This window comes from Shinella sp. NM-101 (genome assembly GCF_021401195.1).
Taxonomy (GTDB): Bacteria; Pseudomonadota; Alphaproteobacteria; order Rhizobiales; family Rhizobiaceae; genus Shinella.
This window is the reverse complement of the sequence record NZ_JACBFT010000001.1, coordinates 1-21102: the sequence shown is the minus strand read 5'-3', so window position 1 is coordinate 21102 and position 21102 is coordinate 1. Positions and strand designations below refer to the sequence as shown.

The window sequence follows — 21102 nt, the reverse complement described above, 5'->3', positions numbered from 1 at the left end:
CGCCCGAAGACGGGAGGCAGTGCCGCCGGTCAGGCGGAGTAGTACATGTCGAACTCGACCGGATGCGGGGTCATTTCGAAACGCATGACTTCCGCCATCTTCAACTCGATGTAGGAATCGATCTGGTCGTCGTCGAAGACGCCGCCGGCGGTCAGGAACTTGCGGTCCTTGTCGAGGCTTTCGAGGGCCTCGCGCAACGAGCCGCAGACGGTCGGGATCTTCTTCAGTTCCTTCGGCGGCAGGTCGTAGAGGTCCTTGTCCATGGCCTTGCCGGGATGGATCTTGTTCTTGATGCCGTCGAGGCCGGCCATCAGCATGGAGGCGAAGCCGAGATAGGGGTTGCCGAGCGGGTCGGGGAAGCGGATCTCGACGCGCTTGGACTTCGGACCGGTGCCGAACGGAATGCGGCACGAGGCCGAGCGGTTGCGGGCCGAATAGGCGAGCAGGACCGGCGCTTCATAGCCCGGGACGAGACGCTTGTAGGAGTTCGTCGTCGGGTTGGTGAAGGCGTTGATCGCCTTGGCATGCTTGATGATGCCGCCGATGAAGTAGAGGCAGGTTTCGGACAGGCCCGCATATTCGTCGCCCGCGAAGGTCGGCTTGGTGTCCTTCCAGATCGACAGGTGGACGTGCATGCCCGAGCCGTTGTCGCCGAAGATCGGCTTCGGCATGAAGGTCGCCGTCTTGCCGTAGGCGTTGGCGACCTGGTGCACGACGTACTTGTAGATCTGCACCTTGTCGGCGCTGCGCACGAGGGTGTCGAACTTGACGCCGAGCTCGTGCTGGGCGGCCGCCACTTCATGGTGCTGCTTCTCGACGGTGACGCCCATCTCGGTGAGGACGGTCAGCATCTCCGAGCGCATGTCCTGGCAGCTGTCGACCGGGGGAACCGGGAAGTAGCCGCCCTTGACGCGCGGACGGTGGCCGAGGTTGCCGGTCTCGTAGTCGGTGTCGTCGTTGGACGGCAGTTCGGAAGAATCGAGCTTGAAGCCGGTGTTGTACGGGTCGGCCTTGTACTTGACATCGTCGAAGACGAAGAATTCCGGCTCGGGGCCTGCATAGACGGTGTCGCCGATGCCCGAGGCCTTGAGGTAGGCTTCAGCCTTCTTGGCGGTGCCGCGCGGGTCGCGGTTGTAGGATTCGCCGGAGACCGGGTCGAGGATGTCGCACATCACGACCATGGTGGACTGGGCGAAGAACGGGTCCATGTGAACCGTCGCCGGGTCGGGCATCAGCACCATGTCGGATTCGTTGATGGCCTTCCAGCCGCCGATCGAGGAACCGTCGAACATGACGCCGTCGGCGAACATGTCTTCATCGACGCAGCCGACGTCCATCGTGACGTGATGCATCTTGCCACGCGGGTCGGTGAAGCGCAGGTCGACGAACTTTACGTCGTTTTCCTTGATTTGCTTGAGGATGTCATTGGCAGTCGTCATTAGTCTGGTTCCTGTGTGTGATGACGAGATGAACGCCTTGGCCGGACGGCCAGGCGGGATCAGATGGCATCGATACCGGTTTCGCCGGTGCGGATGCGGATGACTTCTTCGACGTTGGAGACAAAGATCTTGCCATCGCCGATGCGGCCGGTCTGGGCCGCGTTGCGGATCGCCTCGATGACGGCCTCCGCGTTCTCGTCCGCCAGAACGACCTCGACCTTCACCTTGGGCAGGAAGTCGACGACGTATTCGGCGCCACGGTAAAGCTCCGTGTGGCCCTTCTGGCGTCCAAAGCCCTTCGCCTCCGTGACGGTGATGCCCTGCAGGCCGACTTCCTGAAGAGCCTCCTTCACCTCATCGAGTTTGAAGGGCTTGATGATCGCTTCGATCTTTTTCATGAGAAGATGTCTCTCCGCTTCTCCCGTTTGCGCAGGACTGCGCCCGCTGCTCACTTCAAATGCACGTAGCATGCCAAGTTGAAGCAGGATGCGTGCCAGTTCACAGAAAAATCCGTTTCCGCCACCATCCCGCTCGTCCTCACGCGGGCGATGATGCGGCTTTCCGGGCAAAAGGGCTAGCGGAATCTGCCTAAAAAATGTCTCTTTCCGCCCCTGGCTGCGCATCGCCGCGGCGCCCTTCGCGGGGCGCGGCGGGCCAAGCTGCAAATTTAAGCATACGGAGCAGGCATATGCTTAAAAAACAGGCTTTCGCGGATGCGAAGACCGGACTTGCCTCCATCGCCTCTTTGCAGGCATGGTGAATGCCATGCACAGGCAAATCGACACGCTGATCATCACGCCCGAGGACATGGGACGCATCGACCGCGCCGCTGCGGCATCGGGCCTGTCGGGCTACGGCCTCATGGAGCGGGCGGGGCAGGCGGTCGCGGCGGCTGCGCTGCGCCGCTTTCCGGGCGCCCGGCGCTTCGCCGTCCTGTGCGGGCCGGGAAACAACGGCGGAGACGGCTATGTCGCCGCGCGCGCCCTGCAGGCGGCGGGCGCCGACGTTGCCCTTTATGCCCTTGGCGACCCTCTATCCCTGAAAGGCGACGCGGCGACGGCCCGTGGCAGCTTCGAGGGCGATGTGGCGCCGCTTTCGGACTATGCCCCGCGGGCGGGCGACGTCGTCATCGATGCGCTGTTCGGCGCGGGCCTTGCCCGCGACCTGCCGGAGGAGGCCGCCCGGGTGATCGCTGCCGTGCGCGGCAACGCATTGCCCGTTCTGGCGGTCGACCTGCCGTCCGGCGTCGACGGCCGGACGGGCAAGGTGAGGGGCGCGGCCTTCGAGGCCGTGGCGACCGTCACCTTCATGTGCCGCAAGCCGGGCCATCTGCTCCTGCCCGGCAAGGCGCTGGCGGGCGCGGTGGAGGTCTTCGACATCGGCATTCCCGCCCGCATTCTCGCCGGGCATGCCGGCCACATGCGGGTGAACGCACCCGCCGTCTGGCGTGTCGCGCTGCCGGCACAGACGGGTGAAACGCACAAATATATGCGTGGGCATCTCGCCGTCTTCTGTGGCCCGGCGACCGCCACCGGCGCGGCCCGCCTTTCCGCCGCGGCAGGCCTTCGCGCGGGGGCCGGCCTCGTCACGCTGCTTTCGCCGACCGACGCGCTTTCCGCAAACGCCGCCCACCTGACCGGCGTGATGCTGAAATGCGTGGACGGGGAGGCGGACCTCGCGGCCCTGCTGGAGGACGAGCGGTTGAAAACCTTCGTCCTCGGTCCCGGCTTCGGGCATGCGGACAAGGCGCGGCGCCATGTGCGCCTCCTCGCCGAAAAAGGCCGTCACCTCGTGCTCGACGCCGACGGCATCAGTGCGTTCCGCGACGATGCGGACATGCTCTTCCGGCTCTTTGCGGACGGACCCGCGCGGCTGGTCCTGACGCCGCACGACGGCGAATTTGCCCGGCTTTTCCCCGACCTTGCCGGCGACAAGGCGCTTTCGAAGATCGAACGCGCGCAGCAATCGGCCGCGCGGGCCAATGCGGCCGTAATCCTCAAGGGGGCCGATACGGTTATCGCCGCGCCGGACGGGCGCGTGCTGGTCAACGAGAACGCGCCGCCATGGCTTGCGACCGCGGGCTCGGGCGATGTGCTCGCGGGTATCGTCGGCGCCCATCTCGCACAGGGGATGCCGGCCTTCGAGGCGGCGGCCGGCGCCGTTTGGCGCCATGGCGAGGCAGGGCGCATCGCGGGCGAGGGGCTGACGGCGGAGGACCTGCCCCGCGCCATTCCGCCATGGCCGCAGGAGTGAGCGGGCTGGCGCGGTCGAGACGAGCCGACCTCAGCCCGTCCGCTTCTTCAGTTCCCGTGCGCCGTTCGGTGCATTCACCTTGCCCGAGGTGATGAAGAAGGCAAAGACGTCGCGGGCCGATCTGGCGGGTTTGGTGTCCGGATCGACCTTCGGCAGGTCGGACGGCTCGCCACCGGCCGCCCAATCCTTCAGTCGCCCGGCCCATTCGTCCAGCGCCTTTTCCGGATAGCAGGTCTCGATGTCGTCCGAGCCCCTTTGCAGGCGGACATAGACGAAATCCGCCGTCACGTCGGCGATCTCGGGATAGTCCGCATGCTGCGCATAGACGATCGCCATCTTGTGCCTGCGGGCAAGCGCGGCGAATTCCGGCACCTTGAAGCTGTCATGGCGCACTTCGAGCGCGTGCTTCAGCTTGAGCCCGTCCAGCGTTTCCGGCAAGAGCTTCAGGAAGCCCTCGAAATCGTCGGGCTCGAACTTCTTCGTCGGCGGGAACTGCCAGAGGATCGGGCCGAGATGGTCGCCGAGCTCGGTCAGTCCCTGCGTCAGGAATTTCTCCACCGACTCGCCGCCGTCGGCCAGCACCTTGCGGTTCGTCGTGAAACGGCTCGCCTTGAGCGAGAAGATGAACCCATCGGGCACCTCGGACGCCCATTTGGCAAAGGTCTCCGGCTTCTGCGAGCCGTAATAGGTGCCGTTGACCTCGATGGCCGAAAGCTCGCGGCTGGCGAATTCGAGCTGCCGCTTCTTCGGCAGCTTCTCCGGATAGAATCTTCCCTCCCAGGGCTCGAAGGTCCAGCCGCCGATGCCGGTTCTGATGGTGCCGGATGTGCTCATGGTCTCCTCCTGAATGGCCGGTACAACCGGCTTGATGGAATGCTTCAGCCGGCGGCGGACTCCGGCCTGTGAAACAGCCGCCATCGCCAGATGTCGCCGCGGCGGCGGCGCACGCCGGAAAGCCGATAGGGAACGGCGCTCTCGCCACCGTTCTCGCCGGGCAGGGCATTTCCGTCCGCGAAAATCCAGGCGACATCGCCTTCCGTGGCGACATCCAGCCTGTCCCAGGCCCAGCGGACCGTCCGGGGCTTGGCCATCAGGCCCGCGAAGAGGAGGGCGATGGCCTTGCGCCCCTCGGCGCGCTCGCCCATTTCCGAGCCGACAGGCAGCGCGTCGTCCTCTAATTCATCGTCGATCCTCGCGTCCTTCGACAACAGTCGATGGCTCAGCCGCTCGACCGCCGCACGCGCGGCCGTTTCGCCATCGGCCGTCATTCGGCTGCGGCCTTCCGCATCGGCCGGCGCTCCAGGAGTTCCTTCAGGAAGTGGCCGGTATAGGAGCGCGTGACCTTGACGACATCCTCCGGCGTGCCTTCCGCGATCACCTCGCCGCCGCCGTCGCCGCCCTCCGGGCCGAAGTCGATGATCCAGTCGGCGGTCTTGATGACCTCCAGGTTGTGCTCGATGACGACGACCGAATTGCCCTGGTTGACCAGTTCGTGCAGCACTTCGAGGAGCTTGGCCACGTCATGGAAGTGCAGGCCGGTCGTCGGCTCGTCGAGGATATAGAGCGTGCGGCCGGTCGAGCGCTTGGACAGTTCCTTGGCGAGCTTGACGCGCTGCGCCTCGCCGCCCGACAGGGTGTTCGCCTGCTGGCCGACCTTGATATAGCCGAGGCCGACCTGGTTCAGCGTCGTCAGCTTGTCGCGCACGGCGGGAACGGCGGCGAAGAACTCGACGCCTTCCTCGACGGTCATGTCGAGCACGTCGGCGATCGACTTGCCCTTGAAGGTGACGTCGAGCGTTTCGCGGTTGTAGCGCTTGCCGTGGCAAACGTCGCAGGTGACGTAGACGTCGGGCAGGAAGTGCATCTCGATCTTGATGACGCCGTCGCCCTGGCAGGCCTCGCAGCGCCCGCCCTTGACGTTGAAGGAGAAGCGGCCCGGCTGGTAGCCGCGCGCCTTCGCTTCGGGAAGGCCCGCGAACCAGTCGCGGATCGGCGTGAAGGCACCTGTATAGGTCGCCGGGTTCGAGCGCGGCGTGCGGCCGATGGGCGACTGGTCGATATCGATGACCTTGTCGATATATTCGAAGCCGTCGATGCGCTCGTGCTCGGCCGGGATCTCGCGCGCGCCCATGACGCGGCGGGCGGCGGACTTGTAGAGCGTCTCGATCAGGAAGGTCGACTTGCCGCCGCCGGAAACGCCCGTGACGGCCGTGAAGACGCCGAGCGGGATTGATGCGGTGACATTCTTCAGATTGTTAGCTTTCGCGCCGACGACCTTGATTTCCTTTTTCTTCTTCGGCTTGCGCCGCTCGGCTGGAACGGCCACGGAAAGCTCGCCGGAGAGATACTTGCCGGTAAGCGACGCGGGATTGGCGATGACTTCGTCGGGCGTGCCTTGCGCGATCACCTCGCCGCCATGGATGCCGGCAGCGGGGCCGATGTCGACCACATAGTCCGCCGTCAGGATCGCGTCCTCGTCATGCTCGACGACGATCACCGTATTGCCGATGTCGCGAAGGTGCCGCAGCGTATCGAGGAGGCGCGCATTGTCGCGCTGGTGGAGGCCGATGGAGGGCTCGTCCAGAACATAGAGCACGCCCGTCAGGCCGGAACCGATCTGCGAGGCGAGGCGGATGCGCTGGCTCTCCCCGCCCGACAGCGTGCCGGAATTGCGCGACAGCGAGAGATATTCGAGACCGACATCGTTGAGGAAGCGCAGGCGCTCGCGGATCTCCTTGAGGATGCGCACGGCGATCTCGTTCTGCTTGGCGTTGAGATGCTCCGGCAGCGCCTCGAACCAGTCGCGCGCCACGCGGATCGACATTGCCGTCGTCTCGCCGATATGCAGCTTGTTGATCTTCACCGCCAGCGCCTCGGGCTTCAGGCGATAGCCGTTGCAGGCCGGGCAGGGGGCGGCCGACATGTAGCGCTCGATCTCCTCGCGCGACCAGGCCGAATCCGTTTCCTTCCAGCGGCGTTCGAGGTTCGGCACGATGCCCTCGAAGGTCTTCACCGTCTTGTAGGAGCGCGCGCCGTCCTTGTAGTTGAACTCGATCTTCTCCCTGGTACCGTTGAGGATGGCGCTCTGCGCTTCCTCGGACAGTTCTGACCAGCGGTTGGAGAGCTTGAAGCCATAGGCTGCGCCGAGCGCTTCCAGCGTCTGGTTGTAATAGGGCGAGGAGGACTTGGCCCAAGGCGCGATGGCGCCGTCGCGCAGCGTGCGCTCGCTTTCCGGCACGATGAGGTCCGGGTCGATCTTCTGCTGGCTGCCGAGGCCGTCGCAGGTCGGGCAGGCGCCGAAGGGGTTGTTGAAGGAGAAGAGCCGCGGCTCGATTTCCGGGATGGTGAAGCCGGAGACCGGGCAGGCGAACTTTTCGGAGAACAGCACGCGTTCATGCGTCTCGTTCAGCGACTTGTTGGCCGAGCCGCCGGCGGACGTCTCCTCGATAGGCAGCGGCTTGTCGGCGAATTCCGCGATGGCGAGGCCCTCGGCGAGCTTGAGGCAGGTTTCAAGGCTGTCGGCGAGGCGCGAGGCGAGGTCGGGCCGTACCACCACACGGTCGACCACCACGTCGATGTCGTGCTTGTACTTCTTGTCGAGCGCGGGAACGTCGGCGATCTCGTAGAACTGGCCGTCCACCTTGACGCGCTGGAAACCCTTCTTCATCAGCTCGGCGAGTTCCTTCCTGTACTCGCCCTTGCGCCCGCGCACGACGGGCGCCAGGATATAGAGGCGCGTGCCTTCGCCGAATTCCAGCACGCGGTCGACCATCTGGCTGACCGTCTGGCTCTCGATCGGCAGTCCTGTTGCCGGCGAATAGGGCACGCCGACGCGCGCGAAGAGCAGGCGCATGTAGTCGTAGATCTCGGTGACCGTGCCGACGGTGGAGCGCGGGTTCTTCGAGGTCGTCTTCTGCTCGATGGAGATGGCAGGCGACAGGCCGTCGATCTGGTCGACGTCCGGCTTCTGCATCATTTCCAGGAACTGGCGCGCATAGGCCGAGAGGCTCTCGACATAGCGGCGCTGGCCCTCGGCATAGATGGTGTCGAAGGCGAGCGACGACTTGCCGGAACCCGAAAGCCCGGTCATCACGATCAGCTTGTTGCGGGGCAGATCGAGATCGATGCCCTTGAGATTGTGTTCGCGTGCGCCGCGAATGGAAATTGTCTTGAGTTCGCTCATTGTGTCCAGCGTCAGAAGTCGTTGCGCATTGCAGAAGGCGTCGGCTCCTATGTAGGGATTGGTTGGGGCCTGTCCATGCGCGGTCAGAAGATTCCGTGCCCGTTTCCGATTCGGTTGACAAGAGTGTAGGGAATTATTAGAACAAAAAAAGAACGAAATTTCGCAATTGATCTGTGGATTATCCCACGTCCGGGGCGGCGCAGGCGCGCGGCAGCCGATAAGATGCCGCATTCATGTAGTGAAATGATACCGGGCGCGACGCCCGGTGCGACAACGGGAAATACGGGTATGGCTGGAAGCGTCAACAAGGTGATCTTGATCGGGAACGTCGGAGCGGACCCGGAAATCCGGCGCACGCAGGACGGTCGGCCGATCGCCAACCTGCGCATCGCCACCTCCGAGACCTGGCGCGACCGCAACAGCGGCGAGCGCCGCGAGAAGACGGAATGGCACAATGTCGTCGTCTTCAACGAGGGCCTTTGCAAGGTCGTCGAGCAATATGTGAAGAAGGGCGCCAAGCTCTATATCGAAGGCGCGCTGCAGACCCGCAAGTGGCAGGACCAGACCGGCAACGACCGTTACACGACGGAAATCGTGCTGCAGGGCTTCAACTCGACGCTGACCATGCTCGACGGCCGCGGCGAAGGCGGCGGGGCAAACCGTGGCAGCGGTGATTTCGGCGGCGCCGCGCCGAGCTACGACGACTATGGTTCGCGCCCGGCCGCAGGCGGCGCCGGTGCTGGCAGCCGTTCAGGCGGTGGTTCGCTCTCGCGTGACATGGACGACGACATCCCGTTCTGAGAACATGAAAGACCGGCCCCGGCGCCGGTCTTTTTCCTGGCGCTCACCGCGGGGCAACGCTGCCGGAGGAGGGCGCGCCATGGGGAACGGGAAGACGGTCGCAGACGTGCTTTTCCTGCGGCCGGGTGAGGGTCGGGCCTATCCGCTCGGGCGCATGAACGCGGTCTTCAAGGCGGATCATGGCGAGACCGAAAACGCCTACAGCGTTTCCGAATGGTGGCTGGAGCCGCACACGACCGGGCCGGGCGCCCATTCCCATGCCGGAAATATCGAGCTCTTCTATGTGCTTGCGGGCGTGGCGAGCATCCTTGCCGGCGAGGCGTGGCTCGAGGCGCCTGCCGGCAGCTTCGTGCGCATCCCGGCCAATGTGATGCACGATTTCCAGAACCGCACGGATGAGCGGGTCGGCCTGCTCAACGTCTTCCTGCCCGGCGGCTTCGAGGAGAACATGCCGGCCATCGCCGCATGGTTCGCCGGGAACGCTTGACCCGCCTCAGCCGAAGAACACCGACTTGATGCCGTCCACCACGAACTGCACGGCCAGCGCCGCGAGGATGACGCCGAGCAGGCGCGTCAGGATGGCGCGGCCGGTATTGCCGAGGAAGCGGTCGATGCGCTCGGCGATGACCAGGGAGAGGAACAGGATGGCGATGCAGAGCGCGAGGACGCCGATCAGGGCGGCACGCTCCAGCGCGGAAGGGAAGGAGCCGGAGAGCAGGATGGTCGCGGAGATCGCGCCGGGGCCGGCGATCAGCGGCAGGGCAAGCGGGAAGACGGCGATGTTGTGGATGTGATCGCGGGTGATCGCCACCTCGCTCGTCTTCTCCTTCCGCTCGTTGCGGCGCTCGAAGATCATCTCGAAGGCGATCCAGAACAAGAGGAGGCCGCCGGCGATGCGGAAAGCGCCGATGGAGATGCCGAGCAGCGAGAGCACGCCGGCACCCGTGATCGCAAAGACCGCCAGGATGCAGAAGGCGATCAGCGAGCCGCGCAACGCCACCTGCTTGCGCTGCGGGCGCGTCATGCCGACGGTGAGCCCGAGAAAGATCGGCGCGAGGCCGGGCGGATCGATGGTCACGAGCAGCGTCGTGACCGCATTGACCAGATGATCGACATTGAGCATGCGGCGTTCCCCTCGCCATTTGGCGGCCGTTTCGGCGGCCCTGTCCGCGCATTGTTAGGCGAGGGCGGCGTGCAAGGGAAGGGCGGGCGCCATGCGCTGCCGCGCGGGCCATGAAAATGCGCAAATCGGCGGATTTTCTGGGAAAAGCCTGTTCAAAACCCCCGGCAAAATTGGCGCTCCCAGCGCCGTTGGGCTATAAAATTGCATCTGATTCTGAACAACGATCGTGACCGAAATTGACAGAACAAACGACACCCGGCGGCAAGAACCCTCCCGGCATTGAGCCGATCTCCATCATCGAGGAAATGCAGCGGTCCTATCTCGATTACGCCATGAGCGTGATCGTGTCCCGCGCGCTGCCCGACGTGCGCGACGGCCTGAAGCCCGTTCACCGGCGCATCCTCTACTCGATGAGCGAAATGGGGGTCGACTGGAACAAGAAATACGTGAAGTCGGCCCGCGTGACCGGTGACGTGATGGGTAAATACCATCCGCACGGCGACGCCGCGATCTACGACGCGCTGGCACGCATGGCGCAGGACTGGTCGCTCCGCCTACCGCTGATCGACGGCCAGGGCAACTTCGGCTCCATCGACGGCGACCCGCCGGCGGCCCAGCGCTACACGGAATGCCGCCTCGAAAAGGCCGCCCATTCGCTGCTCGACGACCTCGACAAGGAGACGGTCAACTTCCGCGACAACTACGACGGCACGATGAGCGAGCCGGTCGTCGTTCCCGCGAAGTTCCCGAACCTTCTCGTCAACGGCGCCGGCGGCATCGCCGTCGGCATGGCGACGAACATTCCGCCGCACAATCTCTTCGAGGTCATCAACGGCTGTATCGCGCTGATCGACAATCCGGCGATCGAGCTTCTCGACCTCATGCAGCACATTCCGGGGCCGGACTTCCCGACGGGCGCGCTGATCCTCGGCCGCGCCGGCATCCGCCAGGCCTACGAGACGGGCCGCGGTTCCGTCATCATGCGCGGCCGCGCGCATATCGAGCCGATGCGCGGCGATCGCGAGCAGATCATCATCACGGAAGTTCCCTTCCAGGTGAACAAGGCGACGATGATCGAGAAGATGGCCGAGCTGGTGCGCGACAAGCGCATCGAGGGCATCTCGGACCTGCGCGACGAATCCGACCGGCAGGGCTACCGCGTCGTCATCGAGCTGAAGCGCGACGCCAATGCGGAAGTCATCCTCAACCAGCTCTACCGCTACACGCCGCTGCAGACGTCCTTCGGCTGCAACATGGTCGCGCTGAACGGCGGCAAGCCGGAGCAGATGACGCTGCTCGACATGCTGCGCGCCTTCGTCGCCTTCCGCGAGGAGGTCGTCAGCCGCCGCACGAAGTACCTGCTGCGCAAGGCGCGCGACCGCGCACACGTCCTCGTGGGCCTTGCCATCGCCGTCGCCAATATCGACGAGGTGATCAACCTCATCCGCCGCGCGCCCGACCCGCAGACCGCGCGCGAGCAGTTGATGGAGCGCCGCTGGCCGGCCAAGGACGTCGACGCGCTGATCCGCCTCATCGACGACCCGCGCCACCGCATCAACGAGGACCTCACCTACAATCTCTCCGAGGAACAGGCCCGCGCCATCCTGGAGCTGCGCCTTGCCCGCCTCACGGCGCTCGGCCGCGACGAGATCGACGAGGAGCTCAACAAGATCGGCGAGGAGATCAAGGATTACCTCGACATCCTCTCCTCGCGCCTGCGCATGATGAACATCGTCAAGGAAGAGCTCGCCGCCGTGCGCGACGAGTTCGGCACGCCGCGCCGCACCGAGATCGCCGAGGGCGGCCCGGACATGGACGACGAGGACCTGATCGCCCGCGAGGACATGGTCGTCACCGTCTCCCATGCCGGCTACGTCAAGCGCGTGCCGCTCGCCACCTATCGCGCGCAGCGCCGCGGCGGCAAGGGCCGCTCCGGCATGGCCATGAAGGACGAGGATTTCGCCACCCGCCTCTTCGTCGCCAACACGCATACGCCGGTCCTGTTCTTCTCCTCGCGCGGCATCGTCTACAAGGAGAAGGTCTGGCGCCTGCCGATCGGCACGCCGCAGTCGAAGGGCAAGGCGCTGATCAACATGCTGCCGCTGGATCCGGGCGAACGCATCACCACCATCATGCCGCTGCCCGAGGACGAGACGACGTGGGAAAACCTCGATGTCATGTTTTCGACGACGCGCGGCACGGTCCGGCGCAACAAGCTGTCCGATTTCGTCCAGGTCAACCGCAACGGCAAGATCGCGATGAAGCTCGAGGAAGAGGGCGACGAGATCCTCAACGTCGAGACCTGCACCGAGCACGACGACGTGCTGCTGACCACGGCGCTCGGCCAGTGCATCCGCTTCCCGGTCGATGACGTGCGCGTCTTTGCCGGCCGCAACTCGGTCGGCGTGCGCGGCATCACGCTGGGCAGCGGCGATCGCATCATCTCCATGACGGTCGTCGGCCATGTCGCTGCCGAGCCGTGGGAACGCGCCGCCTATCTCAAGCGCTCCGCCGCCGAACGCCGCGCCAGCGGCGTCGACGAGGAGGATATCGCGCTGGTCGGCGAGGATGTCGGCGAGGTCGGCGATCTCACGGAAGAGCGCTACCAGGAACTGAAGATGCGCGAGCAGTTCGTGCTGACGGTCTCGCAGAAGGGCTACGGCAAGCGGTCGTCCTCCTACGACTTCCGCACCTCGGGCCGCGGCGGCAAGGGCATCCGCGCCACCGACACGTCCAAGACGGGCGAGATCGGCGAACTCGTCGCCGCCTTCCCGGTCGAGGAGAAGGACCAGCTCATGCTCGTCTCCGACGGCGGCCAGCTCATCCGCGTGCCGGTCGACGGCATCCGCATCGCCAGCCGCGCGACGAAGGGCGTCACGATCTTCTCCACCGCCAAGGACGAGAAGGTGGTTTCGGTCGAGCGCATCAGCGAGCCTGACGGTGACGACGACGCCGAAGGCGATGTCGAGGCAGCGGACGATGCTGCGCCGGGCAGCGAGGAGTAAGCCTCGCAGCCTCCAGACACGAAAAAGCCGGACGGGCAGGGAACCGTCCGGCTTTTCATTTGAAGCGGGCAGCCCGGAGGAAAGGCTGCCCGCTTTGACGGCGGCAAGGGGCGTTCTCAGACGCCGAAGCCGCCTGCTTTCGTTTTCAGCCGAACGGCCTTCAGAGCTTCCCGCTCACGCTTGATCTCGAAGATCGTGCGGGCGAAGTCGATCGTGAAGACCGTGCTGATGAAGATCATCGAGAGGATGGTGATCGCGGCCATGGTGCGGCTTCCTCAGCGCAGCCACTTGCCGCGGGCGGCGACCTTGGGAGCAGCCGGCCGATCCTCTTCACGCAATGCATGGATCGTCGCGACGGAGAGGGCGATGAACATCGTCATGCAGAGTAGAGCGAGTGCCATTTTCGAGTTCCTTCCAGCCTAAGGAAACGCATTACTTGTTCCACTGTGTTCGGACGGTAGAATGCGTCGCAACGCATATTGTTCCCGGCCCCTATGCTGTCATTAAGACATGGCCTGCCTGAAATGGTCTTGAACGGCTCGTTCATGGGCGGTTCATGTTCTTCAACAGGGGACAGCGGGCGCTGCGACAGGCGGCGCCCTTGCGGAAAAGGGCGGTCCATGACAAAAGGCGGCAAACGGGACCCCGCCGATGACAGTCGCCTTCTATCCTGGCTCTTTCGATCCGATCACCAACGGCCATGTCGATGTGCTGGTCCAGGCGCTGAGCGTGGCGCCGAAGGTCATCGTGGCGATCGGCATCCATCCCGGAAAGACGCCGCTGTTCTCCTTCGAGGAGCGCGCGGACCTCATCCGCCGGTCCATCGTGCAAGCCTTGCCGGAGCGGGCAGGGGACGTCAGCGTCGTCTCCTTCTCGAACCTTGTCGTCGACGCCGCGCGCGCCAACAAGGCCCATCTGCTCATCCGGGGCCTGCGCGACGGGACGGACCTCGACTACGAGATGCAGATGGCCGGCATGAACCGGCAGATGGCGCCCGACGTGCAGACCGTCTTCCTGCCGGCGGGTGTCGCCTCGCGGCCCATTACCGCCACATTGGTCCGCCAGATCGCGGCCATGGGCGGCGATGTCGGCGCATTTGTCCCGGCGCCCGTCTTCGAGGCCCTCAAAGCCCGGCAGAAGGGCTGAGCGCAATCATCCAGAACCCCTCCAGGGAGCTATCATGACCATCCTTCGCTTCGCCTTCGCAGGCGCCCTGTTCCTCGCGACCGCCACCAGCGCCGTCGTTGCCCAGGCCGCCGATTTCATCACGATCCAGCTCAAGGACGGCCCCGTCGTCATCGAACTGAACGACAAGGCGCCCAAGCACGCCGAGCGCATCAAGGAACTGGCCGCGGCCGGCGAATACGACAACGTCGCCTTCCACCGCGTGATCGAAGGCTTCATGGCGCAGACCGGCGACGTGCAGTACGGCGACATGGAGAACGGCTACCAGCCGCAGGCGGCCGGCACGGGCGGCTCCAGCAAGCCGGACCTGCCGGCGGAATTCTCCGACGTTCCCTTCGAGCGCGGCACGGTCGGCATGGCCCGCGCGCAGGATCCGAACTCGGCGAATTCGCAGTTCTTCATCATGTTCGCTCCCGGCGATTTCCTGAACGGCCAGTATACCGTGGTCGGCAAGGTCGTCTCCGGCATGGAGAACGTCGACAAGATCAAGCGCGGCGACGATGCAGCCAACGGCTCGGTGACGGACCCTGACCGGATGATCAAGGTCACCGTCGGCAAGTAAGCCCCGCATTTTGATTTTCCGCCTGTTGCAATCACCAGACCGCGACCCACTTCTGCGGGACAGGCTTTAAAAGGAGAAAGACCATGGCCGAGATCAAGGATCCGGAAAACACCATCATCATGGAGACCTCGAAGGGCAGGGTGGTCATCCAGCTTCTTCCGGATCTCGCGCCGGGCCACGTCGCGCGCGTCAAGGAACTGGCGCGCGAGGGCGCCTATGACGGCGTCGTCTTCCACCGCGTGATCGAAGACTTCATGGCCCAGACCGGCGACGTGCAGTACGGCAAGACCGGCGGCAAGGACTTCAACCCGGCCCGCGCCGGCATGGGCGGCTCCGAGAAGCCGGACCTGAAGGCCGAGTTCTCCAACATGAGCCATGTGCGCGGCACCTGCTCCATGGCCCGCAGCCAGATGCCGAACTCCGCCAATTCGCAGTTCTTCATCTGCTTCACCGACGCCCCCTGGCTCAACAAGCAGTATTCCGTCTGGGGCCAGGTCATCGAAGGCATGGAGAACATCGACAAGATCAAGCGCGGCGAACCGGTGCGCGATCCCGACACCATCGTCTCGATGAAGGTTGCCGCCGACGTAGCGGCCTGATAGAAACCATCCGTTTCGACCGCGCCCGCCCCGGCGGGCGCGGTTTTTCTTTGTGCGCTTTTCAAGAGACAAGTCGATATGACCGCTTTCCTCTGGGCGCTGCTCGGCGTCGCGGCCGGCGCGTGCATCGCCATCCAGGCTCCCATCAATGCGCTGCTCGGGCGCGGGCTCGGCATGCCGGTCGCCGCCGCCTGTGTTTCGTTCCTCTCCGGGGCGATCATCCTTGCCGCCGTGATGTTCGCCACCGCCTCGTTCGAGGGGCGGGCACCGGACTGGCGCGGGCCTGATCTCTGGCTTTATGTCGTCGGCGGCGCGCTCGGCACGATCTATGTCACGACCGCGATCTTCCTGACGCCGCGCATCGGCGCCGCCGCCGTCATGGCCTTTGCCGTTTCCGGCCAGCTTCTTGCCGGCATCCTGCTCGACCGCATCGGCTTTCTCGGCATGGCCGTGCGCGAAATCTCCGTCGGCCGCATCGCCGGCGCGCTTCTTCTCGTCGCCGGCGCGCTGATGATCCGCTTCCTCTGAGGCCTGCCATGCGTGTCGACCTCTTCGATTTCGACCTGCCGGAGGAAAACATCGCGCTTCGCCCGGTGACGCCGAGGGAAGCGGCGCGGCTGCTCGTCGTGCGCCCCGGCGCGGATGTGCCCTACGAGGACCGCACGGTCGGCGATCTGCCGTCGCTGCTGCGGGCGGGCGACGCGCTGGTCTTCAACGATACGCGCGTCATACCCGCCCAGCTCGAGGGCGTCCGCCACCGCGAGGGCGCCGGCGGCCAGAAGGTTTCCGCGACGCTGCACATGCGCATTGCCGGCGACCGCTGGAAGGCTTTCGCCAAACCGGGCAAGCGCATCAAGCGCGGCGACCGCATCACCTTCGGCGCGGCGGAGGGCCTTTCGGCCATCGTCGAGGAGAAGGGCGAGAGCGGCGAAGTCACCCTGCATTTCGACGCGTCGGGCCCGGAGCTCGACCGGGCCATCGCCACGGTCGGCCATATTCCGCTGCCGCCCTATATCGCTTCCAAACGCGCCGACGACGAGGCGGACAGGAAGGACTACCAGACGATCTATGCCCGGCAGGAGGGCGCCGTTGCCGCACCGACCGCCGGACTGCACTTCACCGATGCGCTCTTTGCTCGGCTCGATGGGCTCGGCGTCGAGCGGCATTTCGTGACGCTGCATGTCGGCGCCGGCACCTTCCTGCCGGTCAAGGCGGACGATACGACGGACCATGTCATGCACGAGGAGATCGGCTACGTCTCCGAGGACACCGCCGCCGCCCTCAACGCCGTCAGGGCGAGGGGCGGGCGCATCGTCTCTATCGGCACGACATCGCTGCGCCTTCTGGAAAGCGCTGCCGAAGAGGACGGCACGATCCGGCCGTGGTCCGGCGCGACGGGCATCTTCATCACGCCCGGCTACCGCTTCCGCACGGCCGACATGCTGATGACCAATTTCCACCTGCCGAAGTCGACGCTCTTCATGCTCGTCTCTGCCTTTTCCGGCCTGGAGACGATGCGCGGCGCCTATGCGCACGCGATCGAGACCGGCTACCGCTTCTATTCCTACGGCGACTCCAGCCTGCTTTTCCGGGACCACCGATGACCGACACCTTCCAGTTCAAGCTCCTCGCCACCGACGGCAAGGCGCGCCGCGGCGAGGTTTCCATGCCGCGCGGCACGATCCGCACGCCGGCCTTCATGCCCGTCGGCACGGTGGGCACGGTCAAGGCGATGTATCTCGACCAGGTGCGCGAACTCGGCGCGGACATCATCCTCGGCAACACCTATCACCTGATGCTGCGCCCCGGCGCCGAGCGCGTCGCCCGCCTCGGCGGCCTGCACGAACTCATCCGCTGGCCGTTTCCGATCCTGACCGATTCGGGCGGCTTCCAGGTCATGTCGCTTTCGGGCCTGCGCAAGCTCGACGAGCAGGGCGTGACGTTCAAGAGCCATATCGACGGCGCATTGCACCACATGTCGCCCGAACGCTCGATCGAGATCCAGGGCCTGCTCGACAGCGACATCCAGATGCAGCTCGACGAATGCGTGGCGCTGCCGGCTTCCCCGAAGGAAATCGAGCGCGCCATGGAAATGTCGCTGCGCTGGGCCGAGCGCTGCAAGGCCGCCTTCGGCGACCAGCCGGGCAAGGCGATGTTCGGCATCGTGCAGGGCGGCGACATTCCGCATCTGCGCGTGCGCTCGGCCGAGGCCCTTTCTGGCCTCGGCCTCAAGGGCTACGCCATCGGCGGCCTTGCGGTGGGCGAGCCGCAGGAGGTCATGCTCGACATGATCGACACGACGATCCCGCATCTGCCGACCGAAAAGCCGCGCTACCTGATGGGCGTCGGCACGCCCGACGACATGCTGAAATCCGTCGCCCGCGGCATCGACATGTTCGACTGCGTGATGCCGACCCGCTCGGGCCGCCATGGCCTCGCCTTCACCCGGCGCGGCCGCATCAACCTGCGCAATGCGCGCCACGCGGAGGACATGCGCCCGCTCGACGAGGAGTCGACCTGCCCGGCCGCGCGGGATTATTCGCGCGCCTACCTGCACCATCTCGTCCGCGCCAACGAGTCGCTCGGCGGCATGCTGCTGACCTGGAACAACCTTTCCTATTACCAGGACCTGATGGCCGGCATCCGCAAGGCGATCGAGGAAGGCCGCTTCGCCGACTTCATGGCGGAGACCCAGGAGATGTGGGCGAGGGGCGATCTCGCCCCCCTCTGAGGCGCACGCACCTTCAGATTCCGGGTCCGGGAGCGGCGGGCACCATGTGCACGCCGTTGATCCTGTAGCTGCCGTCCGGCTGCCTCACGAGCTGGTAGAGCGCCGTCCAGTCCTTGCCGTCCCGCCCGGAAATCAGCACTTCCTGGACAACCGTGTCGCCCTCGACCTTCGAGCGGCCGAAGGCAAAATTGCCCGGCCGGTAGACCGGGGCGTATCCGCGCTTGACCATGTCGAAGAACGCATCCTTCGTCGGGAATTTTTCGCGGAGGGTCGGGGAGGCGAACGCATAGGCCGCACCGGCGTCATCGTTCAGGAAGGCCCGGATCTGCCCCTCGATCACCGTCCGCACCGTATCGAGCGGCTCTTGCGCCCGCGTGACGGCGAAGGGGAGCAGGGCGAAGGCAAGGCAAGGGATCACGACGAAAGGCAACCTCATGGCATGCACTCCTTTTCGGCGCCCTTCAGGATAGCACATAGATCCGAAAACGACCCTTCTATATATTTTTATTATAAATCATATAATTATACCGACTATCTAATCCAACGTATGAATTTCGCTTCACGACATGGATCGACCGGCCGCCCAACTTGCAGGACCGCAGGCTTTTGCGAATCCCGATCCCTTCAACCGACGATGGCCTTGGGTTCGAGGAACGCATCGAGACCGAAGGGGCCGAACTCGCGCCCGATGCCGGAATGCTTGAAGCCGCCGAACGGAACCTGCGAATCCGAGGGCGCTTCGTTCAGGACCACGCGCCCGGCTTCGAGCCGGCGGGCAACGCGCCGCATGCGCTCTATGTCGGCGCCGAGAACGTAGGATTGCAGGCCGTATTCCGTGTCGTTGGCGATGGCGATGGCTTGCGCTTCGTCGCGATAGGCGATCACGCTGAGGACCGGGCCGAAAATTTCCTGCCGGGCGATCTCCATGTCGTTGGTGACGCCGGTGAAGACGGTCGGCCGCACGAACCAGCCGCGATCGAGCCCGGCCGGGCGGCCCTCGCCACCGACGAGAACGGTCGCACCGGCCTTGCGGCCGAGCCGGATGAAGGACTGGACCCGCTCCCATTGCCTGGCGCTGACCATCGGCCCGATGGTGGCGTCGGGATCATCCGGCGGGCCGACCTTTATCCGTGACACGGCCTCGCCGAGGCGTTCGCTCACCTCCGCCAGACGATGCTCGGGGACGAGGAGGCGGGTGCCGGCGATGCAGGCCTGTCCGCTGTTGCGGAAGGCGGACGCGACGATGTGGGGAACGGCCCGGTCGAGGTCCGCGTCGTCGAGAAGGATCTGCGGGCCCTTGCCGCCGAGTTCCAAGGTCACGCGCTTGAAGGTGTCGGCGGCCGCGCGCAGGATCGTGCGCCCGGTCGCGGTCGAGCCCGTGAAGGTGATCTTGGCGATGTCCGGGCTTTCGCTCAGGGCCGCGCCCACCACATGGCCGTAGCCGTTGACGACATTCAGGACGCCACGCGGCAGGCCGGCATCGTGAAGCGCTTCCAGCACGGCCTGGGTCTGGATCGCGCTCATCTCCGACGGCTTGACGACGATGCTCGTTCCGGCGGCGAGGGCGGTGGCGAGCTTGGTGCAGATGAAGCCGATATTGCTGTTCCAGGGGGTGATCGCCGCAGCGACACCGACCGGCTCCATGATGATTTCGGCGTTGCCGATGCGGCGGGTGAAGGCATAGTCCGCAACGGTCCTTGCCGCCGTTTCGAAGACGTGCGCGGCATGGGGAACCGAAAAGGCGAGAAAGGATTGCGGCGCACCGTATTCCAGGGCCATCGCCTCCTTCAGAACGTCCGCCCTGGCTGCCACGGCATCGCGCAGCGCATGGAGCATCTCGATCCGTTCCTTCGGGCTCGTGTCTCGCATGGCCGGGAAAGCGCGCTTTGCCGCGGCAACGGCCATCCGGACGTCTTCGGCGTCCGCAAGCCGCACCGTTCCGGTCTTTTCCTCGGTCGACGGATTGAACAGGTCGAACCGCTCCTCGCCATGCGGCGTGACGAAGGCGCCGTCGATATAGATCCGGTCGATTGCTCTCATTTTTTGATCTCCTGTCTGGACGAGGATGGTATGCACGTCGCCGGGGATCAGGATAAGATCATCAATCATTCACAGGCTGATGAGGAAAATCGCGCAATGAAAGCCAGCCTTGCCGAGCTCGAGGCAGTCACCACCATCGCGAGGCATGGCGGCTTTCGCGCGGCGGCGCGCGAGCTTAGGGTGTCGTCCTCGGCGCTCAGCCATGCCGTGAACGCGCTGGAAGGCCGGCTTGGCGTGCGGCTCTTCAACAGGACCACGCGCTCCGTGGCGCTGACGGCAGCGGGCGAGGCTTTCGTCGACGAGGTCGCCGCCGCGCTTGCCGCCATCGACAGCGCCATGGAACGCGCCCAGCAGTCCCAGGCGCGCCCAAGCGGCGTGCTGCGGCTGAACATCTCGTTGGGTGCAGCCCGGATGCTGCTGGAACCGCTGCTGCTGCGATATGCGGACCGTTATCCCGAGGTGACGCTCGATGTGGTCACCGAGGCCGCACTGGTCGATATCACGGGGCAGGGCTTCGATGCCGGGTTCCGGCTGGCCGAGGCCGTGCCGCCCGACATGATCGCCATTCCGGTGACCGGGCAGACGCGCATGATCGTGGTCGGCGCACCGGCCTATCTCGAGGGTCGCCGGATGCCCGGCCATCCGAACGACCTGAAGGCCCATCGGTGCATCCGGCTACGGATGGCAAATGGCCGGATCTATCACTGGGAATTTGTCCGGCACGGGGAAGGCCTCGAAATCGACGTCCCGGGATCGCTCATCCTGGACGAAAGCGGATTGATCCTCGAAGCTGCGCTCCACGGCGCCGGCCTTGCCTATGTGTCGGACTTCGGAACCCGGGAGCACCTGATGGCCGGGCGGCTCGTGCAGGTGCTGGACGACTGGACGCCGCCATTCGATGGCCTGTGCCTCTATTATCCCGGCCGCCGCCATGTGCCGGGCGGCGACTTGGATTGAAAACAGGCGGGGGGGGAAGCCATGATCCCGGAGCGAGACCGTCGAAGCCACCGGCATGTCGCACTTGGAAATAGAATGTACCCACTGTGAGCTCAAGCCCAGGTGTGAGCTCAAGCCCAGGCGCGACTTGCAGGCTCGTTGATGCTATCCTCCGGATCGCATCTGCGCGAGTAGCTTCTGGCGAAAGACCTCGGCCGGTGTCTTGTAGCCGAGGCACTTGCGTG

General features: G+C 65.2%; 21 protein-coding genes. 11 read left to right on the top strand and 10 right to left on the bottom strand.

All coding sequences use genetic code 11. From position 1 onward, the window contains the following. Positions 1–29: 29 nt before the first annotated feature. Both glnA and L0976_RS00095 read right to left on the bottom strand, forming a co-directional pair. Positions 30–1439 carry a type I glutamate--ammonia ligase gene (gene glnA, locus L0976_RS00100; protein WP_203318894.1) on the bottom strand — a complete coding sequence of 470 codons (1410 nt, stop codon included), beginning with the start codon at positions 1437–1439 and terminating at the stop codon, positions 30–32. 59 nt (positions 1440–1498) lie between these two features. Further along, entirely contained in the window at positions 1499–1837 is a 339-nt protein-coding gene (locus tag L0976_RS00095) for a P-II family nitrogen regulator (protein ID WP_011975544.1), read from the bottom strand. A gap of 367 nt (positions 1838–2204) precedes the next feature. Here L0976_RS00095 and L0976_RS00090 point away from each other — a divergent pair, with 367 nt between their 5' ends. Further along, positions 2205–3692: an NAD(P)H-hydrate dehydratase gene (locus tag L0976_RS00090; protein ID WP_234185529.1), complete on the top strand. Its 1488-nt coding sequence runs from the start codon at positions 2205–2207 to the stop codon at positions 3690–3692. A 30-nt stretch (positions 3693–3722) separates the two neighbouring features. Here the strand turns inward: L0976_RS00090 and L0976_RS00085 are convergent, their stop codons facing one another. The 3 genes from L0976_RS00085 to uvrA are packed head-to-tail and all read right to left on the bottom strand — an operon-like array spanning position 3723 to position 7875. Continuing rightward, positions 3723–4526 (bottom strand): DUF72 domain-containing protein, encoded by an 804-nt coding sequence (locus L0976_RS00085; protein ID WP_234185528.1) that lies wholly within the window; start codon positions 4524–4526, stop codon positions 3723–3725. A gap of 44 nt (positions 4527–4570) precedes the next feature. Further along, positions 4571–4960 (bottom strand): nuclear transport factor 2 family protein, encoded by a 390-nt coding sequence (locus L0976_RS00080; RefSeq protein ID WP_234185527.1) that lies wholly within the window; start codon positions 4958–4960, stop codon positions 4571–4573. Next, positions 4957–7875 carry an excinuclease ABC subunit UvrA gene (gene uvrA, locus L0976_RS00075; protein WP_234185526.1) on the bottom strand — a complete coding sequence of 973 codons (2919 nt, stop codon included), beginning with the start codon at positions 7873–7875 and terminating at the stop codon, positions 4957–4959. The genes L0976_RS00080 and uvrA overlap by 4 nt, the downstream gene beginning before the upstream one ends. 288 nt (positions 7876–8163) lie before the next feature. On the opposite strand from uvrA, the gene L0976_RS00070 reads away from it, so the two are divergent. Together L0976_RS00070 and L0976_RS00065 are read left to right on the top strand one after the other, a co-directional pair. Then, positions 8164–8676, top strand: coding sequence for a single-stranded DNA-binding protein (locus L0976_RS00070; RefSeq protein WP_203318889.1), 513 nt, complete (start codon positions 8164–8166; stop codon positions 8674–8676). 79 nt (positions 8677–8755) lie between these two features. After that, entirely contained in the window at positions 8756–9163 is a 408-nt protein-coding gene (locus tag L0976_RS00065; protein WP_234185525.1) for a cupin domain-containing protein, read from the top strand. Positions 9164–9169: 6 nt separating this feature from the next. Here L0976_RS00065 and L0976_RS00060 read toward each other — a convergent pair whose 3' ends face one another. Beyond that, on the bottom strand, positions 9170–9799 hold the full coding sequence (locus L0976_RS00060) for a MarC family protein (RefSeq protein WP_234185524.1): 630 nt from the start codon (positions 9797–9799) through the stop codon (positions 9170–9172). Between the two features lie 236 nt (positions 9800–10035). On the opposite strand from L0976_RS00060, the gene gyrA reads away from it, so the two are divergent. Next, a complete protein-coding gene (gene gyrA / locus L0976_RS00055; RefSeq protein ID WP_234185523.1) occupies positions 10036–12804 on the top strand; it encodes a DNA gyrase subunit A in 2769 nt (922 codons plus the stop codon). A gap of 116 nt (positions 12805–12920) precedes the next feature. On the opposite strand, the gene L0976_RS00050 is transcribed toward gyrA, so the two are convergent. Next, on the bottom strand, positions 12921–13067 hold the full coding sequence (locus L0976_RS00050) for a hypothetical protein (protein ID WP_203318885.1): 147 nt from the start codon (positions 13065–13067) through the stop codon (positions 12921–12923). Positions 13068–13079: 12 nt separating this feature from the next. Further along, positions 13080–13205, bottom strand: coding sequence for a hypothetical protein (locus L0976_RS28590; protein ID WP_255619905.1), 126 nt, complete (start codon positions 13203–13205; stop codon positions 13080–13082). Between the two features lie 250 nt (positions 13206–13455). Here L0976_RS28590 and coaD point away from each other — a divergent pair, with 250 nt between their 5' ends. From coaD to tgt, 6 genes are all read left to right on the top strand, one after another. Continuing rightward, positions 13456–13950 carry a pantetheine-phosphate adenylyltransferase gene (gene coaD / locus L0976_RS00045; RefSeq protein WP_203318884.1) on the top strand — a complete coding sequence of 165 codons (495 nt, stop codon included), beginning with the start codon at positions 13456–13458 and terminating at the stop codon, positions 13948–13950. A gap of 34 nt (positions 13951–13984) precedes the next feature. Next, complete coding sequence (locus L0976_RS00040; protein WP_203318883.1) at positions 13985–14551, top strand: peptidylprolyl isomerase; 567 nt, start codon at positions 13985–13987, stop codon at positions 14549–14551. 83 nt (positions 14552–14634) lie between these two features. Further along, a complete protein-coding gene (locus L0976_RS00035) occupies positions 14635–15150 on the top strand; it encodes a peptidylprolyl isomerase (protein ID WP_234185522.1) in 516 nt (171 codons plus the stop codon). A gap of 78 nt (positions 15151–15228) precedes the next feature. Continuing rightward, positions 15229–15678, top strand: coding sequence for a DMT family transporter (locus L0976_RS00030; protein ID WP_203318881.1), 450 nt, complete (start codon positions 15229–15231; stop codon positions 15676–15678). Positions 15679–15686: 8 nt separating this feature from the next. Then, entirely contained in the window at positions 15687–16754 is a 1068-nt protein-coding gene (gene queA / locus L0976_RS00025) for a tRNA preQ1(34) S-adenosylmethionine ribosyltransferase-isomerase QueA (RefSeq protein ID WP_234185521.1), read from the top strand. Beyond that, positions 16751–17881 carry a tRNA guanosine(34) transglycosylase Tgt gene (gene tgt / locus L0976_RS00020; RefSeq protein WP_234185520.1) on the top strand — a complete coding sequence of 377 codons (1131 nt, stop codon included), beginning with the start codon at positions 16751–16753 and terminating at the stop codon, positions 17879–17881. The genes queA and tgt overlap by 4 nt, the downstream gene beginning before the upstream one ends. A gap of 13 nt (positions 17882–17894) precedes the next feature. Here the strand turns inward: tgt and L0976_RS00015 are convergent, their stop codons facing one another. Together L0976_RS00015 and L0976_RS00010 are read right to left on the bottom strand one after the other, a co-directional pair. Further along, on the bottom strand, positions 17895–18317 hold the full coding sequence (locus tag L0976_RS00015; protein WP_234185519.1) for a DUF4864 domain-containing protein: 423 nt from the start codon (positions 18315–18317) through the stop codon (positions 17895–17897). 188 nt (positions 18318–18505) lie between these two features. Further along, positions 18506–19921: an aldehyde dehydrogenase family protein gene (locus L0976_RS00010; protein ID WP_234185518.1), complete on the bottom strand. Its 1416-nt coding sequence runs from the start codon at positions 19919–19921 to the stop codon at positions 18506–18508. A 96-nt stretch (positions 19922–20017) separates the two neighbouring features. Between L0976_RS00010 and L0976_RS00005 the strand changes: the two genes are divergently transcribed. Beyond that, positions 20018–20878: a LysR family transcriptional regulator gene (locus L0976_RS00005; RefSeq protein ID WP_234185517.1), complete on the top strand. Its 861-nt coding sequence runs from the start codon at positions 20018–20020 to the stop codon at positions 20876–20878. Positions 20879–21102 lie beyond the last annotated feature (224 nt).

Bases quoted from the DNA above. Each gene is read 5' to 3' on its own strand.
- L0976_RS00010 (WP_234185518.1), bottom strand. From the start codon at position 19,921: ATGAGAGCAATCGACCGGATCTATATCGACGGCGCCTTCGTCACGCCG.
- L0976_RS00090 (WP_234185529.1), top strand. From the start codon at position 2,205: ATGCACAGGCAAATCGACACGCTGATCATCACGCCCGAGGACATGGGA.
- L0976_RS00070 (WP_203318889.1), top strand. From the start codon at position 8,164: ATGGCTGGAAGCGTCAACAAGGTGATCTTGATCGGGAACGTCGGAGCG.
- L0976_RS00080 (WP_234185527.1), bottom strand. From the start codon at position 4,960: ATGACGGCCGATGGCGAAACGGCCGCGCGTGCGGCGGTCGAGCGGCTG.
- L0976_RS00015 (WP_234185519.1), bottom strand. From the start codon at position 18,317: ATGAGGTTGCCTTTCGTCGTGATCCCTTGCCTTGCCTTCGCCCTGCTC.
- L0976_RS28590 (WP_255619905.1), bottom strand. From the start codon at position 13,205: ATGGCACTCGCTCTACTCTGCATGACGATGTTCATCGCCCTCTCCGTC.
- glnA (WP_203318894.1), bottom strand. From the start codon at position 1,439: ATGACGACTGCCAATGACATCCTCAAGCAAATCAAGGAAAACGACGTA.
- L0976_RS00095 (WP_011975544.1), bottom strand. From the start codon at position 1,837: ATGAAAAAGATCGAAGCGATCATCAAGCCCTTCAAACTCGATGAGGTG.
- L0976_RS00040 (WP_203318883.1), top strand. From the start codon at position 13,985: ATGACCATCCTTCGCTTCGCCTTCGCAGGCGCCCTGTTCCTCGCGACC.
- coaD (WP_203318884.1), top strand. From the start codon at position 13,456: ATGACAGTCGCCTTCTATCCTGGCTCTTTCGATCCGATCACCAACGGC.
- tgt (WP_234185520.1), top strand. From the start codon at position 16,751: ATGACCGACACCTTCCAGTTCAAGCTCCTCGCCACCGACGGCAAGGCG.
- queA (WP_234185521.1), top strand. From the start codon at position 15,687: ATGCGTGTCGACCTCTTCGATTTCGACCTGCCGGAGGAAAACATCGCG.
- L0976_RS00085 (WP_234185528.1), bottom strand. From the start codon at position 4,526: ATGAGCACATCCGGCACCATCAGAACCGGCATCGGCGGCTGGACCTTC.
- L0976_RS00050 (WP_203318885.1), bottom strand. From the start codon at position 13,067: ATGGCCGCGATCACCATCCTCTCGATGATCTTCATCAGCACGGTCTTC.
- L0976_RS00065 (WP_234185525.1), top strand. From the start codon at position 8,756: ATGGGGAACGGGAAGACGGTCGCAGACGTGCTTTTCCTGCGGCCGGGT.
- uvrA (WP_234185526.1), bottom strand. From the start codon at position 7,875: ATGAGCGAACTCAAGACAATTTCCATTCGCGGCGCACGCGAACACAAT.
- L0976_RS00060 (WP_234185524.1), bottom strand. From the start codon at position 9,799: ATGCTCAATGTCGATCATCTGGTCAATGCGGTCACGACGCTGCTCGTG.
- L0976_RS00030 (WP_203318881.1), top strand. From the start codon at position 15,229: ATGACCGCTTTCCTCTGGGCGCTGCTCGGCGTCGCGGCCGGCGCGTGC.
- L0976_RS00005 (WP_234185517.1), top strand. From the start codon at position 20,018: ATGAAAGCCAGCCTTGCCGAGCTCGAGGCAGTCACCACCATCGCGAGG.
- L0976_RS00035 (WP_234185522.1), top strand. From the start codon at position 14,635: ATGGCCGAGATCAAGGATCCGGAAAACACCATCATCATGGAGACCTCG.